Raw genomic sequence first — 14961 nt, forward strand, 5'->3', positions numbered from 1 at the left:
GGGAAGCTGCCAAAAAAAATTGCGCCGCCCGGGGGGGCGGCGGCGCTCTGATCAGCCTCTGATCATTTCTACGGCTATGGCGCGTTTATTCAGCTCGGCATAGAGCGCGCGCAGGATACGCGGCTGTTCCACCGCGACCTGAAGCGCATCGGAAAGCTGCTCTTCAAAGCCCTCGCCCGCCTCGACGCGCCAGATCATGTGACGGGCTGCCCCGTCATCGTAAACCACCTCAACCGCATCGCCGCGACGGCGCCAGCCAAGGAAATCGGAACACCCGCGCGGGGCGTGGAAAATGGCCTGCTGTCCCATTCGAGATCTCATTTTTGCTGCTCTTTTCCCTATGGGACAATGTCAGGCCCGCGCCGTCAACATGCAGAGAACCCTGTAACCCCCCGAAATCACGATCCGAGTCCGCAGAGCAACACTTACGCGCGCCAGGCGATGCCTTTCAGACCAGCCGTCTCAGACCGCGAGTGCCGCGGGCGGATTGGCCAGCAAAGCCGCCAGCCGGTCAAGGCCCAGCTCGAAATCGCAAAGTGGCAGGGCACCCGGAATGGCAAGGCGGATCGCATGCGGCGCGCGCCCGCCCACCAGCGCATATTCATCGGCCGAGCGCACCATGACCCCCTCGGATTCAGCCATCCGCGAAAAGGACGAGGCGCGCCAGCCCTGCGGCAGGTTCAGCCAGACAAAGGGCACGCCGGGCTGCCAGGAAAGATCATAGCCGCCCAGCCGGTTAACGGCGACCTGGATGCGATGGGCAAACTCGGCCTGGACCTTCGCCCGGATCTCTTCGGCAGCGCCCGAGCGAAACAGATGCAGCATCAGATCCGAAACAGGTCGCGCCAGTGCGAAGAACCCATATTGCGCCGAGAGCCGCCCCGCCTCGCCCATCCCTGCCGGGCAGATCACAAAGCCAAAGCGCATCGCCGCCGAAACGGTTTTCGAGATGCTGCCAACCAGCCAGACCCGTTCCGGCGCCAGAGCACGCAAGGTGGGCAGATCGCTTTCCGCAACGGAATAGCAATCATCCTCAAGCACCTGCAGATCATAATCGCGGGCGATCCGGGCAATCTGCATCCGCCGTTCCACCGGCATCCGGCCGGTCGTCGGGTTCTGCGCCTCGGAGGTCAGGCACAGGACCTGCGGCCCATGCCGGCGGCAGACCGCCTCCAGCGCCCCGGGGATGACGCCATATTCGTCGATCTCGACCGCCACAACATCGGCGCGGGCCGAGCGCGCGGCATAGCGGAAGCCCGGATAGGCGAGTTCTTCCAGCACCACCACCGGCCGGTCACCCCGCAGGCAGCAATCGAAGATCAGCCCGACCGCATTCTGCCCGCCATGGGTCAGCATGATGTCATCCGCCGTCGCCGGGCCAAGGATCCGGTCGCCCATCCAGCGCAGGACCTCGGTCCGGAGCGCATATTCCCCCGACTGGCTGGTGTAATCGGTCCAGCCGCGCGCAGTGCCGGCGGCCATGGCGGTCAGCGCCTCCTGGAAGGCCTCGGCCTGACCGACCTCAGGCACCTGCGGCGGCCGCATATCGATGGCACCGACCCGCATCGGTAACCGTTCGGTATAAAGCGGCTGCGTCGGCCCGAGCCGCGGCTGGCTGGAGGCGACAAAGGTGCCGCGACCGACCGTGGCCTCTAAAAGCCCCTCTTGCGTCGAGATCTGATAGGCCCGCGCCACAGTTCCCGGCGTCAGAGACAGGCGCCAGGCCAGATCGCGAACCGTGGGCAATTGTGTGCCCGGCGGCAGATCACCGCTCCGTATTGCATCGCGAAGCGCGCGGCTGAGCCCGAGATATTTCGGACCAGCCCAGGCGCTAAGATCAGGAGACCATCTTGTATCCGGCACAATGTAGCTCTGGTGATTGATATTTGGCTATTGTATTTCTTTTTGTAGCATATCAGCCAGATTGTACCAATACAAGGCATAACAGAAATGACCTGGCAATCCACTCCGTCCCGTCCTGCCTCTCTGTCGCGGCTTGACCGTTTGCCGCCGGTATCGCGTCTGCTGGTCGCGATTGGCCTGGGGCTGGCGCGGTGGCAGATCCGAAAGCGCACGCGCCTGTCGCTGGCCCGGCTGGATGATCACCTGTTGCGCGATATCGGCATGGCCCCGGTGACGCGCGACAGCGAAGTGGCAAAGCCGTTCTGGCGCGCGTGATCGCGGGCGCAAACGCGCTGCAAGATCGCTTTCCCCTTAATTGAACCCCTGAGACTGGGGCCGGATTTCCGGCCCCTCTTTTTCATTCCGGCTTCCGGATCTGGGGCCCATATCTGAAGCCGCCGCCCAGCCAATTCCGCCAGACAGCTGCCGCGTAAAAGAAAAAGGGCCCCGCAAGCGGAGCCCTTTTCCTCTCGTCCAGCGGATTGCTCCGCCGGAGTCGCTGCATAAACCGTGGTGCCGGGCCCTGAGGGCTCAGCGGGCGAGCAGTCTCGCCTCATGCTTTTTCAACGTGCGGCGGGCGGCATGGTAATTGCCGAGGCCTTCTTCGGTCTTCAGATCGGGGAAGAGTTCAAAGATCTCATTACGCTGCGCATTGCCCATGCCTTTCAGCGTGTAATCGCCGGGCTGGAAGCTTTCGGTCCAGGCACCGTTCGACAGCACGACCTCGTGGCGGTCACACATGAAGTGAATATAGCTGACACCGATCGATGCGACCTGATGGATGCCGTTCGCGCCCACAAGATGCTTGGCCGAGACCAGCACTTCATGTTCGTCGAAGTAAAGCTGTGTCCGGTCATTGGCGACCAGCAGACGGTGGTTCGGCGAGACCAGCATGTCACGCTCGGGCAGACCATTGCCAAGGCTGTGCGCCTTGACCAGAACCGGCTGCAGATGGCTGTCGACGCGCAGCTGCTGCCCGGTCAGCGCCTTTTCACCGATCCAGCGGATCTCCTGGATGCCGTTGTCGCGGGTGATCACCCGGTCACCGGCGCGCAGCTCCTCGACCGGCACCTCACCACGCGGCGTCGCGATCAGCGTGCCCGGGGTAAAGCAGGGGATGACATTCTCGATATTGCGGAAATCGAGATGGCCGACCTCATTGCCGTCACGGTCGAGGAAATGGACGCGGCCATTTTCCGGGTTTTCCTCGTCATAGACGATGCGCAGCGGACCGGCGCCCGAAAGGTCGAGCGTGTCGTAATCGTCTCCCTCTTCGCCGCCATCAATATAGCTGCCGATGCCGGCGCCCTGGTTTTCAACAATGAACGTGTCGCGATCTGCGCCGCCGAAAACCGTGTCTCCGCCGCCGCTGAGCGTGATCGTATCATTTCCGGCGCCACCGAAGATGACATTGTTCCCCTCGCCGCCGAACAGCTGATCCGCGCCTTCCCCGCCGAACAGGGTGTCGTTCCCTGCCCCGCCGTAAAGCGTGTCATCGCCGGTGCCGCCGAACAGGATGTCGTCACCCTCGCCACCATAGAGCACGTCGTCGCCGGAGCCGCCATAGAGGATGTCGTCGCCCTCATCGCCGTAGAGCACGTCATCGCCGGAGCCGCCGTAAATCTGATCATCGCCGGTGCCGCCGTAAACGGTGTCATTGCCTGCACCCGCGAGCACGGTGTCATTGCCGGCGCCGGCATAGATACGGTCATCATCCGGGCCATCGCCCGGGATGATCGCGTCACCGGCGTCAACTTCATCACCATCGGCATCGATATAGCCAGGTCCGATCAGATCATCGCCATCGGTCCCGGTGATGATGCCGTCGCGGCCGGTTCCGGGATTGACGGTGACGAAGATCGTCGCGGTGTCGGTGCCGCCATTGCCATCGGTGATTTCATAGCCGATCTCGGCAGTGCCGGTGAAGCCCGGGTTCGGCGTAAAGCGGATGCCACCATCGGGCAGCAGCTCGACCGTGCCATTGGGCGAGGTCGGTGTTCCAACCAGCGACAGAGTGTCGCCATCGACATCCGTGTCATTGGCCAACGGATAGATCACGACCGGGGTGCTGCCGGTGGTCGAGGCAAAGTCGTCATTCGCCACCGGATCGTCATTCACCGGATGCACCGTCACGGTCACCGTGGTTGAGGCGGTCATGCCGTCGGGATCGGTGATCGTATAGGTGATGGTGTCTTCGCCGTTGAAATCGGGGTTCGGACGATAGATCAGCACGCCATTTTCGCCGATCTCAACCGTCCCATTGCCGGCACTGGCGCTGGTCACGGTCAGGGCGCCGCCCTCGGGATCGCTGTCATTGGCGAGGACGTCGATCTCCACCACGCCATCCTCATCCACCTCGGCGATGTCGGGATTTGCAATCGGCGGCTCGCCGACCGGATGGTTGTCAACGCTGTCGGAAACCCAGAAATGGCCGACCGTGCCTTCGAAATGGCTGGTGACTTCGGGATTCAGCGGGTCGGAAGTGGTTTCCTGGCCGCCGCCGAGGATCCAGGGCTGGCCGTAATCGGCCATCACCAGGGTCACATCAGGCGAAGTCGGCTGCGAGCTGACGCCGCCGGTGGTGGTATTGGTGACATTAAGCTGGCCGCCGGCACCGCCCTGATCCCAGGAGAAGGTCAGGTCGATGGTATCGCCGGGGGTGAAGAATCCCGGGCCGGTGGTGTAAACGGTATCACCCGCACCGCTTTCGCTGGTCACGATCACTGCGCCATCCGGGGTAACTTCGATGCGGAAGCTGCCCTCGTGATCGCCGGCGGTGTCGCGCGACACAACGGTCTGATTTTCGCTCATCGGGCTGGCGGTCGGGGTAAAGCTGATACCGACGGTGCCGCTCGACAGCTGGAAATCCATGTGAGGATCGAATTTCACATAGCCGGTCTGGCCGTCCAGATTGAGGTTGCCGCCACTGACGGTCGCCCCGCCGGTCAGGCCACCATTCTGCTCGCCATGCGAAGGGGCTTCGTCACGGATGAGGTGCGTCGTCGGTTCTTCGAAATTGTAAAGTGCGATAACAGGCATCTCAGGTCCTCGTACATCCCGACAACGAAATCCGTCGCCGCAAATCCCATCCAGAAACGACCCGAAATGGTCGTCGTAAACTCCTGCAACGGGCACAATCGCACGATAATACCGAGCGAACCCGTCGAATGGAGGTGGATGGGATGAGGATACGCCGGCCTGTAAAAGACCTTACCCGCAAAAGCGGGCATCCGGATTACCGGTATCGGCAGCACTCTCGTCACCACTCTGGTGCCTTGCGGCACACCACCAACATACGACCGCCCCCACGGCCCATACGTCTTGCAGCTGACGATCAATATCTAGCTTTGCTTTGTCCCGGAAGGAAGCGGAAAAGGCGCAGATTGCGGCAAGAAGGTGTTCTCCTGCAGGACAGAACCAGTCCTGCGAGGCGAGCCGGAGGTCATTTTCGGCAGGCCAATTGTTTCCGCGCCAGAGACAGGTCCAGTCAGAGTTTCAGAAAATTTCAGCAAAATTCTCTAGGAACTTTCGAAATCTCTGCTCACAAGCCCCCGAAATCGGCCAGACTGCCTGGATTTGTTGCCTGAAACAGAACAGCGCACATCAACCAGGGCGCGAATTAACCCTGCCCCGAAAAGCCAATGAGTTTGTGCCCCTCTCGTGACGCCGCGTTGCCAAAGGCTGATCAGTAAGCTGGTTTAGAAGTATTAACGCTCACCTGAGCAACATTGACCCAAGGGAAATCTGCGAATCATCCGTGCCAATGCAGCGTTCCGCCCCGGGGATTCGCCGCAATTTCGCCACAATCTCTCCCCTCCATGGCGCCAGGGGGGGAAACCCGAGCCGAGGCAGGCGGGGCGCGTGGTCTGACGCATCTCTCCCGACAGATCTCCGCACGCGCGCGAAGGCCTGTCAGATAACGCTGCGGATGGCGAAGCTGGAATTGATCCGGGTGACGCCCGGCAGGCGCGACAGGATCTCCTTATGGATCCGCTCATAATCGCCGGGGTTTTCGGCCTCGAGATGGAGAAGGTAGTCCTCCTCTCCGGTCATCAGCCAGCATTGCCGGATCTCGGGGTGTTTGCGGACCTCGGCCTCAAAGGCGTTCAGGATCTCTTCGGTCTGGCGCGAGAGGCTGATCCGCACGATCACCACATGGCGGCTTTCCGAGGCGGGGCCCGCCACCAGCGCCGTATAGCCGCGGATGGTGCCGCTTTCTTCCAGCAGACGCACCCGGCGCAGGCAGGCCGAGGGCGAGAGCCCGACCTCTGCCGCCAGCGCGACATTGGACATACGGGCATCGCGGCGGAGCGCTCGAATCAAGGCGCGGTCGATCCGGTCGATCTCTGACATGGAATTGCGCCTGCCGCCTTATTATTTCAATTATCGCTAAATAATCGCAGAATATTGCGTCAATCAACAGGACATTCGATCAATGATCAACGAGCATCGGGAAAAATCGACATCATAGCCAGGCCCCCCAAGATCGCGCGCAGGATCGGGTCCGGCAGCAGGGGAAAATCGCAATGAAAGTCATCGTTCTCGGCGGCGGGGTCGTAGGGATCACCTCGGCCTGGTATCTGGCCAAGGCCGGTCATGAGGTGACGGTGATCGACCGCGAGGACGGTCCGGCGCTGGAGACATCTTTCGCCAATGCGGGCGAAGTGTCGTTTGGCTATTGCAGCCCCTGGGCCGCACCGGGGATCCCCCTGAAGGCGATCAAATGGGTGATGATGGAACATGCCCCCCTGATCCTGAAGCTGAAGATCGACACCACGATGATCGGCTGGCTGTTCAAACTGCTCAGGAACTGCACTGCCTCGCGCTATGCGATCAACAAAAGCCGGATGCTCCGGATTGCGGATTATTCGCGCGAGAGCTTTGCCCAGATCCGCCAGGAGACCGGGATCCAGTATGATCACGGCATGAACGGAACCCTGCAGCTTTTCCGGACCGAGGCGCAGCTGGAGGCCTCGGCCAAGGATGTGAAAGCACTGAAGGCGGATGGCATCCCCTGCGAGCTGCTTGATCCGGACGGCTGTGTCGCCGTGGAGCCCGGCCTCGCCCATGTGAAGGACCGGATCGTGGGCGGTCTGCGCACGCCGCTGGACGAGACCGGCGACTGTTTCAAATTCACCACCGCGCTGGCGGCTTTGTCGGCAGAAAAGGGCGTGACCTTCCGCTGGGGCGAGACGATTCAGCATATCGTCACCGAGGGCGGGCGGGCGACCGGGGTCAGGACCGATAAGGGTCTGGTAACGGCAGATGCGGTGGTGGTTTGCCTCGGGTCTTACTCGCCGCAGATCCTGAAGCCGATGGGGATCAGACTGCCGGTCTATCCGGTAAAGGGCTATTCGCTGACCATTCCGATCGCGGACCCGGCGCGGGCCCCGGAATCGACCATCATGGACGAGACCTACAAGATCGCGATCACCCGGCTGGGCGACCGGATCCGGGTCGGCGGCATGGCCGAAATCTCCGGCTATAATGACCGGCTGGATGCGAAACGGCGCCGGACGCTTGAGCATTCCGTAATGGATCTCTTCCCGGGTGGCGATCCGAAACAGGCCTCGTTCTGGACGGGCCTGCGCCCGATGACGCCGGATGGCACACCGGTGATCGGCGGAACAAAGGTTCAGGGGCTGTTCCTTAATACCGGCCATGGGACGCTGGGCTGGACGATGAGCTGCGGCTCGGGTCGGGTTCTGGCGGATCTGGTTTCGGGGCGCGCGCCGGAGATCGACGCGAAGGATCTTGCGATCAGCCGCTACGCCTGAGGCCGGTATCGCCGACGGAATGATCGCCAGGGCGTTCTTGCCTGACGCTGAGCGCGAGGTTGTTAGCCGCCATGAAGTCGGCGAGATCAGCTCGCAGCTGGTCGTTCCTGTCGTAATGGAAGCGTTTGATGGTGGCCTCCTTGATCCTGCGGTTCATGCGTTCGACCTGGCGCTTGGTCCAGGGGTGACTGGGCTTTGTCAGCCAGTGCCCAACCTTACAGATCATGTTGAAGCGCATCGACCGGGAGCAGATCAGCGAAGAGCAGCATCAGGATCATTGGCAAGAGATGCTGCCGCATCCACTTGCCTGCGTGTCTGCGCAAAAAGCGCCTCGCTTTCCGCCTGAACCGCCCTGGGCGCTGCCACGCGCGCCCACCATCAGCCGATCAACGCCATCACAGGCGCGAGAACCCGGCCCATAAGCAGCCACCGGCCACCCCGTCATCTTTGCCAGCCAAAACGGAGTGCCAGCGCATAGCCGGCCTCAGCCAGCGCGCCGAGTGTTGTTCCGATCATCAGTGCCAGATCCGGGTCCAGCGCCATCTCGCGCCCAAGCGCCGGATCGATCACACCGTAAGCCACCAGGGCGCCGGAAACATAGCGCGCGAGAATACGGGCCAGAACTGCCATCATATGAAGCTCCTGTTTTGACGTGAGAAAAGCCGCTCGATCATCGCGAGGATGCAGGCAATTACGCCGCTGCCGGCCCGGTTATTTTGCGCAACCACCGGGGCGGCGATCAGGGCGCGCAGCCGGTGGCCGGTCGCGATCGCTGTTCCGGGTGCGACCATGCCCGGCAGCCAGGTCACATCCCATTTGCCGCGCTGCGCGATGCCCAGCGTCGGCTGCACCTCGGCATGGGTCAGAACCGTACGCGGTGTGAGCGGGATGGCATAGCGCGTGCACAGCTCGCGGCACAGACCCGCCAGCGCCCACAATTGCGCCTCGGTGACCGGTGCGCTGCCGGGGCAGAACGGCTGCTCAACCGCGCCCGCCATCGCCGCCAGCGCGACGCCGATGCTGCCGCTGTTGCAATTGAGCGTATGGGCGGCGTAAGCGCCCCTGACCAGCGGCCCTTGATTGGCGGCAACCGGGAACTGTCCCGGATGAACCTTACCGTCGCCGTCGATCACATAGTGATAATGGTGCAGGTCAAGCCCGGTCGGCTGATGCGGGCCGCCGGTCCAGTGAATGATGATGCGCTGCAAGTGACCCCTCCGCAAAAGCTGCGGGGCCAGAGTGAGCGGTTAATCTCTTAATAAGGGTTCCGCCGGGGATCGCCCCCGGCGGCAGGCGCGCAACGGATCAGCGCCCGAATTTGCCCTTGAGCGCATCGGCAAAGGCATTGCCCCCGCCCGAGGATTGTGGCGATGAGGACATTGGCCGGTTGCCCTTTTGCGGGCTGCGGTCGCGGGTCTGCTCCCGGCCGGGGCCGCGTTCCTCGCGCGCCGATTTCGCCGAGGCGCCGCCGTCTTTCTTCATCGTCAGAGCGATCCGCTTGCGTGCGACATCAACCTCGACCACGGTCACCTTCACCACATCGCCGGCCTTTACCACCTCATGCGGATCGGAAACGAATTTATCGGCCAGCTGGCTGACATGGACCAGCCCGTCCTGATGCACGCCGATATCAACGAAGGCGCCAAAAGCCGCGACATTGGTGACGGTGCCTTCCAGCACCATGCCGGGTTTGAGATCTTTGATCTCTTCGATCCCATCCGCGAAGGTTGCGGTTTTAAATTCAGGACGCGGGTCGCGGCCCGGTTTTTCAAGTTCCGACAGGATGTCGCGCACCGTGGGCAGGCCGAATTTCTCATCGACAAACTGACCGGGGTTGAGCTGTTTCAGCACCCCGCCATCACCCATCAGGCTGCGGATGTCGCGCCCGCAGGAGGCGACGATTTTACGGGCGACATCATAGGCTTCCGGATGGACGGAGGAGGCATCGAGCGGCTCTTTCCCATCCGGGATGCGCAGGAAGCCCGCCGCCTGTTCAAAGGCCTTTGGCCCGAGCCGCGCAACTTTCAACAGCTCGCGCCGGCTTGCGAACGGCCCATTGGCATCGCGATGCGCCACAATGCTTTCGGCCAGCCCCTGCCCCACGCCCGACACCCGGGCAAGCAGCGGCGCCGAAGCCGTGTTGAGATCAACGCCGACCGCGTTCACCGCATCCTCGACCACCGCGTCGAGGCTTTTCGCCAGCCGGTGCTGATCGACATCATGCTGATACTGGCCAACGCCGATCGATTTTGGCTCGATCTTCACCAGTTCCGCCAGAGGATCCTGCAGCCGCCGCGCGATGGAAACCGCACCGCGCAGGGACACATCCAGCCCCGGGAATTCCCGTGCGGCCAGTTCCGAGGCCGAATAGACCGAGGCGCCGGCCTCGGAGACCACCACCTTCACCGGCTTATGAGCGCCAGCCGGCAGCAGCGCCAGCAGATCGGCGACCATCTTTTCCGTCTCGCGGCTCGCTGTGCCATTGCCGATGGCGATCAGCTTGACGCCGTGATTGCCGATCAGTTTCGCAATCGCCACCTGGGCGCCGCGCAGATCGTTCTTCGGCTGGAAAGGATAGACCGTTTCGGTTGCCAGAAGCTTACCCGTGGCATCGACCACGGCAACTTTGACGCCTGTGCGGATGCCGGGATCAAGCCCCATCGTGGCCTTGCCGCCCGCCGGAGCCGCCAGCAGCAGATCCTTGAGATTGCGGGCAAAAACCCGGATCGCTTCGGCCTCCGCCGCCTCGCGCAGTTCCGCCATCAGGTCCAGCGTCAGCGAGGTCTTCAGCTTGATCCGCCAGGCCCAGGCCGCCGCCTCGCGCAGATATTTGTCGCCCGCGCCCGGGCCCGAGGCCAGCAGCACCGCCGCACAGGCGCGCTCGGACGGAGATTCGCCGCGCGGCGCCTCGGGGTCGATCTCGAGATCAATCGACAGAACATCTTCATTGCGGCCGCGCAGCATGGCGAGAACGCGGTGCGACGGCGCATCACGGAAGGATTCGTTATGGTCGAAATAATCCGAGAATTTCGCGCCGGCCGCCTCTTTCCCGGCCTGGACCTTTGCGCTCAGCCGGCCTTCCTTGCGCATATGCTCGCGCAGCCGGCCCAGAAGCCCCGCATCCTCCGACAGCCCCTCGGCGATGATGTCGCGCGCGCCGTCAAGCGCAGCCTTTGCATCCACGAATCCCTCGGTGAGGAACCCGGCCGCCAGCACCGCCGGATCGGCCCGGCGATCCGCGAGAATCGCGTCAACGAGGCCCTGAAGCCCGGCCTCGCGCGCGATCATCGCCTTGGTGCGGCGCTTCGGTTTATAGGGCAGGTAGATATCTTCAAGCTCGGCCTTGGTCACCGCCCCGGCAATCGCGCGGGCAAGATCGTCGGTCAGCTTGCCCTGATTCGTGATTTCACCGAGGATCGAGCCGCGCCGCGCCTCAAGCTCACGCAGATAGGTCAGCCGTTCTTCAAGCTTCCTCAGTTGGGTGTCGTCCAGCCCGCCGGTCACTTCCTTACGGTAGCGCGCAACGAACGGCACCGTGGCGCCACCATCCAGCAGTTCGACCGCCGCCACAACCTGCCGGGTCTGGGCCCCGATCTCGGCGGCGATGATTTCCGGAATACGGGCGACAGACATACGAATCCTCCGAGACGAAACCGATAAGACAGGAGGGGCGAAAATAGCTGAGGTCCGGCGCAGGGCAAGCCCGGAAGAGGCACGGCCCTGCCCGCAGGGCCTGTTTTGGCCCGGGTGAAAATTCCTGCCGCTCTGCCCTTGCAATATCCGCAGCCGGGCGCTAATCAACCGCCAAGTGCCGACATAGCTCAGTTGGTTAGAGCACCAGATTGTGGATCTGGGGGTCCCCCGTTCGAGCCGGGGTGTCGGTACCATTCCTCCCTTTTATGCGCCAAGGCGCGATATTTCTTGCAGGTAACGCCCTGCGGGGCGGAAACTCACGGGCAGAAAAGTCTCATCCGGGAGCCTGAGCCGCCATGGGCATCAACAAACAAAGCGACATCGCCGCCAATATCCAGATCGGGCCGACCGATGCCGGTATGGTGCGGATCTATATCGAGGCCGAAGGCGGGATCGAACTGCCGCTGGATTTCGACCCCGAAGAGGCGGAAGAGATCGCAGAAGAGCTGCGCGCTGCCGCGGAGGCCGCCCGGCTGATGACGGAAGAAGGCAGCAAGGGCGGCAAACCCAAACGCCGCTGACCTTGTCGCAAGCCCGGCGCCAGACGCGCCACAAATTCCTTTCAGAAAGGAATTTGGCCGTTTTCTGGAAAGAAAACGGCCGCCAGTTTCCTGGCGGCGCGTCGATATCCTGATCAGGTGTAACAGGCGCGGGCGTTACGGGCAGCTGTCAGCCGCGCCGGCCGCGACGTTCCCGTTTGGCCGGGCCTTCACCGTCAGTGCCATCTGACACGGAAGAGAACCCGCCCAGCTTTGCAGCCACCTCTTCCAGGCTCGGGGCCGGACCGCGCGGCGTTTCTTCCAGCGCGCGCCGCATCGCTTTCAGATGCTCGGGCATGGTGCCGCAGCAACCGCCGATGATCTTCACCCCGGCATCGCGGGCCATCACAGCATAGACCCCCATCAGTTCCGGCGTGCCGTCATAATGGATATGGCCGTCGTGATATTTCGGGATCCCGGCATTCCCCTTTGCCACAACCGGTCGCGTGGTCCCGGTGGCAATGAAGCCCATCACCGTGCGCATCAGATCCGAGGCTCCGACGCCGCAATTCGCGCCAAAGGCCAGCGGCGCCTCGGGGAGTTTCTCGACCAGCTCTGCCATCGCGGCAGAAGTCACGCCCATCATGGTGCGGCCTGCCGTATCAAAGCTCATGGTCCCGACCCAGGGCATGCCGGCAAGTTTCGCAGCCTCGGCCGCCGCGCGATATTCTTCCGGCGCCGAGATGGTCTCAACCCAGAGAACATCGGCGCCACCGGCCTTCAGCCCTTCGGCCTGTTCATGGAACATCTCAACCGCGAGCGCATGGGTCAGGGTGCCCATCGGTTCGAAAATATCGCCGGTCGGCCCGACCGAGCCCGCAACCACCACCTTGCGCCCCGAGGCGTCGGCGATCTCACGCCCCAAAGCCGCACCGACCCTGTTCAGCTCATGCACGCGGCCTTGCGCATTATGCAGTTTCAGCCGCGAGGCATTGCCGCCAAAGGTGTTCGTCAGGAAGATATCCGATCCTGCCTCGACCGCATTGCGGTAGAGCGTGCGGATATTATCAGGGCGGTCGACATTCCACAGCTCAGGCGGTTCGCCCGATTCCAACCCCATATTGAAGAGATTGGTGCCGGTCGCCCCATCGGCCATCAGCCAGTCCCGCTCGGCCAGCAGCTGGCTCAGCAGGTCATTCTTCTTTGGGGCATCATTGGTCATCGGGCACCCTTTCTTAACAGATTGCGTCGCCTCACGGGCGGCGGTGCTGATCCTGTTCCTGACATGGTGCCGCTGGCCGCACAATCGCTTTCCCGACACCAGATCCACGCAAAACGCCGCGTCGGGGCACTGATTTCCGGCGCGGCGTTCTTTTTGCCGGCTCTGCGCTGACGCAGAGCCTCCTGAGAAAACCAGTCCTCAGACTTCGTTCAGCAGCTGCGCCTTGGCCACCGGCAGGAGCTCGGTCAGCTTGGCGCGGATCTGGTCGGGGCTCACCCGGTCCCCCAGATCGGCGGCGAGCTTGCGCACCACATCCTCAATGCCCGGCTCGTCGAAATCAGCCGCCACGACGTCCAGCGCATAGGCATTGGCGTCGTCGCCGGATTTGCCGAGAAGCTCTGCCGCCCAGAGGCCGGCAAGCTTGTTGCGCCGCGCCTCGGCCCGGAACTGCATCTCGCTGTCATGCGCGAATTTGGCCTCGAATGCGTTTTCGCGGTCGTCAAAAGTGCTCATGTAATCTCTCAGCTCCCTGTCCGGGTCATGGTTTTCATGGTCTCATCTTCCATATGATCATCCCCCCAGGCACCTGCAAGAAGAAAGCCTGCGGCAAATTTTGCCCGGCGCAGCACCGCCTGCCCCCTCGCGGCGCCCCTGCCCGCTTGCCCCGGCCTGGGGGGTCAGCTATAGGCCGGGAAACCTCCGGGGTGGCTGAGCCGCCCCTTTCGTCATTGTCTGTACAAAGGTCACCATGGCACGTCGCAAGAAGGTCTATGAGGGCAAGGCCAAGATCCTGTTCGAAGGACCGGAACCGGGTACGCTGATCCAGTATTTCAAGGATGACGAGAACGGCCCCGAAGCCGGCAGCGGCGCCAATGTCGCGCCGATCTCTGCGGCCTCGGAAGGCAAGGGTGTACTGAACAACCGGCTGTCGGAATTCTTCATGGCCGGGCTGAACAATATCGGGGTGCCCACCCATTTCATCCGTCGCCTGAACATGCGCGAGCAGCTGGTGCGGATGGCCGAGATCATTCCGCTGGAGATCCTCGTGCGGAATTTCGCGACCGGCGGCATTTCAGACCGGCTGGGGATTCCCGAAGGCATGGGCCTGCCGCGCCCGATCGTGGAATATTACTTCAAGGATGAAAAACTCGGGACGCCTCTGGTGACCGAAGAACACATCATCGCCTTTGGCTGGGGCAATCAGCAGGATCTCGACGATATGGTCGAGCTGGCGCTCAGGGTGAATGACTTCCTGTCGGGCGTCATGCTGGGCGTAGGCGTGCGGCTGATGGATTTCCGGATCGAGATCGGCCGGGTCTGGGATGGCGATTATATGCGGCTGATCCTCGCCGATGAGATCAGCCCGGATTCCATGACGCTGTGGGATCTGCGCCAGCCCGAACGCGCCGACGGATCGGTGCCCGAACCGGGGCCACTTTCCGACGTCTATGCGGAGCTGGCGCGGCGGATCGGGGTTCTGCCCTCGAATGTCACCCATGTCTCGAAACCCTCGCTGATCAACTGAAGCGATTGCCCCCTTCGCGCGCCCTGGCTATCAGGGGCGCGAGATTCCCCTGAGCCACCGGAGGCCCCGATGAAAGCCCGCGTCACCGTCATGCTGAAAAACGGCGTTCTCGATCCCCAGGGCGAGGCGATCCGCCATGCGCTTGGCGCGCTTGGCTTTGCCGGTGTGGAAGGCGTGCGCCAGGGCAAGGTCATCGAGCTGGACCTCGCGGCGAATGACAGGGCGACCGCCGAGGCCGATGTGAAGGCTATGTGCGAGAAGCTGCTCGCGAATACGGTGATCGAAGGCTACAAGGTCGAGATCCTCTGAGATCTGGCTGGCCGGGCACAGGGGCTCTGCCCCCGTCTGCCTTTGGCAGACTCC

The 14961-nt window shown here is 62.8% G+C and carries 14 protein-coding genes, 1 tRNA gene and 1 pseudogene; 6 read left to right on the top strand and 10 right to left on the bottom strand.

Annotated features, from left to right (window positions below):
* Positions 1–51: 51 nt before the first annotated feature.
* The gene (locus M3484_RS03480) at positions 52–309 is read right to left on the bottom strand and encodes a hypothetical protein (RefSeq protein ID WP_092897106.1); all 258 of its coding nucleotides are present in this window, start codon (positions 307–309) and stop codon (positions 52–54) included.
* 153 nt (positions 310–462) lie between these two features.
* Entirely contained in the window at positions 463–1863 is a 1401-nt protein-coding gene (locus M3484_RS03485) for an aminotransferase-like domain-containing protein (protein ID WP_092897104.1), read from the bottom strand.
* A gap of 87 nt (positions 1864–1950) precedes the next feature.
* Here M3484_RS03485 and M3484_RS03490 point away from each other — a divergent pair, with 87 nt between their 5' ends.
* Positions 1951–2178: a DUF1127 domain-containing protein gene (locus tag M3484_RS03490; protein ID WP_092897102.1), complete on the top strand. Its 228-nt coding sequence runs from the start codon at positions 1951–1953 to the stop codon at positions 2176–2178.
* Between the two features lie 255 nt (positions 2179–2433).
* Here the strand turns inward: M3484_RS03490 and M3484_RS03495 are convergent, their stop codons facing one another.
* On the bottom strand, positions 2434–4941 hold the full coding sequence (locus tag M3484_RS03495; protein WP_092897100.1) for a Hint domain-containing protein: 2508 nt from the start codon (positions 4939–4941) through the stop codon (positions 2434–2436).
* An 873-nt stretch (positions 4942–5814) separates the two neighbouring features.
* Positions 5815–6255, bottom strand: coding sequence for an Lrp/AsnC family transcriptional regulator (locus M3484_RS03500; RefSeq protein WP_249495750.1), 441 nt, complete (start codon positions 6253–6255; stop codon positions 5815–5817).
* Between the two features lie 167 nt (positions 6256–6422).
* Between M3484_RS03500 and M3484_RS03505 the strand changes: the two genes are divergently transcribed.
* Positions 6423–7679, top strand: coding sequence for a D-amino acid dehydrogenase (locus M3484_RS03505; RefSeq protein WP_349306259.1), 1257 nt, complete (start codon positions 6423–6425; stop codon positions 7677–7679).
* Between the two features lie 58 nt (positions 7680–7737).
* Here the strand turns inward: M3484_RS03505 and M3484_RS03510 are convergent.
* The 4 genes and pseudogenes from M3484_RS03510 to M3484_RS03525 form a co-directional block, all read right to left on the bottom strand.
* Positions 7738–7887: pseudogene (locus tag M3484_RS03510) on the bottom strand (IS481 family transposase); the annotation flags it as partial.
* Between the two features lie 233 nt (positions 7888–8120).
* Complete coding sequence (locus M3484_RS03515) at positions 8121–8312, bottom strand: hypothetical protein (protein ID WP_249495752.1); 192 nt, start codon at positions 8310–8312, stop codon at positions 8121–8123.
* Positions 8309–8887 (bottom strand): peptidoglycan recognition protein family protein, encoded by a 579-nt coding sequence (locus M3484_RS03520; RefSeq protein ID WP_249495753.1) that lies wholly within the window; start codon positions 8885–8887, stop codon positions 8309–8311. The genes M3484_RS03515 and M3484_RS03520 overlap by 4 nt, the downstream gene beginning before the upstream one ends.
* A gap of 97 nt (positions 8888–8984) precedes the next feature.
* Positions 8985–11312, bottom strand: coding sequence for a Tex family protein (locus M3484_RS03525; RefSeq protein WP_283258275.1), 2328 nt, complete (start codon positions 11310–11312; stop codon positions 8985–8987).
* A gap of 177 nt (positions 11313–11489) precedes the next feature.
* Between M3484_RS03525 and M3484_RS03530 the strand changes: the two genes are divergently transcribed.
* A tRNA-His gene (locus M3484_RS03530) sits at positions 11490–11566 on the top strand.
* Positions 11567–11668: 102 nt separating this feature from the next.
* Positions 11669–11893 (top strand): DUF6324 family protein, encoded by a 225-nt coding sequence (locus M3484_RS03535; RefSeq protein ID WP_092897086.1) that lies wholly within the window; start codon positions 11669–11671, stop codon positions 11891–11893.
* A 148-nt stretch (positions 11894–12041) separates the two neighbouring features.
* On the opposite strand, the gene bmt is transcribed toward M3484_RS03535, so the two are convergent.
* Together bmt and M3484_RS03545 are read right to left on the bottom strand one after the other, a co-directional pair.
* Complete coding sequence (bmt, locus tag M3484_RS03540; RefSeq protein ID WP_249495754.1) at positions 12042–13073, bottom strand: betaine--homocysteine S-methyltransferase; 1032 nt, start codon at positions 13071–13073, stop codon at positions 12042–12044.
* A 198-nt stretch (positions 13074–13271) separates the two neighbouring features.
* Positions 13272–13586 (bottom strand): DUF1476 domain-containing protein, encoded by a 315-nt coding sequence (locus M3484_RS03545; RefSeq protein ID WP_092897082.1) that lies wholly within the window; start codon positions 13584–13586, stop codon positions 13272–13274.
* 235 nt (positions 13587–13821) lie between these two features.
* Here M3484_RS03545 and M3484_RS03550 point away from each other — a divergent pair, with 235 nt between their 5' ends.
* Together M3484_RS03550 and purS are read left to right on the top strand one after the other, a co-directional pair.
* Positions 13822–14598 carry a phosphoribosylaminoimidazolesuccinocarboxamide synthase gene (locus tag M3484_RS03550; RefSeq protein ID WP_198837434.1) on the top strand — a complete coding sequence of 259 codons (777 nt, stop codon included), beginning with the start codon at positions 13822–13824 and terminating at the stop codon, positions 14596–14598.
* A gap of 69 nt (positions 14599–14667) precedes the next feature.
* Positions 14668–14907, top strand: coding sequence for a phosphoribosylformylglycinamidine synthase subunit PurS (gene purS / locus M3484_RS03555; RefSeq protein WP_249495755.1), 240 nt, complete (start codon positions 14668–14670; stop codon positions 14905–14907).
* The last annotated feature ends 54 nt before the right edge of the window (positions 14908–14961 follow it).

The organism is Pseudomonas sp. GX19020, from assembly GCF_023371075.1.
Classification (GTDB): domain Bacteria; phylum Pseudomonadota; class Alphaproteobacteria; order Rhodobacterales; family Rhodobacteraceae; genus Pseudogemmobacter.

Coding starts and splice junctions, on each gene's coding strand:
- M3484_RS03535 (WP_092897086.1), top strand. CDS start 11,669: ATGGGCATCAACAAACAAAGCGACATCGCCGCCAATATCCAGATCGGG.
- M3484_RS03545 (WP_092897082.1), bottom strand. CDS start 13,586: ATGAGCACTTTTGACGACCGCGAAAACGCATTCGAGGCCAAATTCGCG.
- bmt (WP_249495754.1), bottom strand. CDS start 13,073: ATGACCAATGATGCCCCAAAGAAGAATGACCTGCTGAGCCAGCTGCTG.
- M3484_RS03525 (WP_283258275.1), bottom strand. CDS start 11,312: ATGTCTGTCGCCCGTATTCCGGAAATCATCGCCGCCGAGATCGGGGCC.
- M3484_RS03490 (WP_092897102.1), top strand. CDS start 1,951: ATGACCTGGCAATCCACTCCGTCCCGTCCTGCCTCTCTGTCGCGGCTT.
- M3484_RS03515 (WP_249495752.1), bottom strand. CDS start 8,312: ATGATGGCAGTTCTGGCCCGTATTCTCGCGCGCTATGTTTCCGGCGCC.
- M3484_RS03550 (WP_198837434.1), top strand. CDS start 13,822: ATGGCACGTCGCAAGAAGGTCTATGAGGGCAAGGCCAAGATCCTGTTC.
- purS (WP_249495755.1), top strand. CDS start 14,668: ATGAAAGCCCGCGTCACCGTCATGCTGAAAAACGGCGTTCTCGATCCC.
- M3484_RS03495 (WP_092897100.1), bottom strand. CDS start 4,941: ATGCCTGTTATCGCACTTTACAATTTCGAAGAACCGACGACGCACCTC.
- M3484_RS03480 (WP_092897106.1), bottom strand. CDS start 309: ATGGGACAGCAGGCCATTTTCCACGCCCCGCGCGGGTGTTCCGATTTC.
- M3484_RS03500 (WP_249495750.1), bottom strand. CDS start 6,255: ATGTCAGAGATCGACCGGATCGACCGCGCCTTGATTCGAGCGCTCCGC.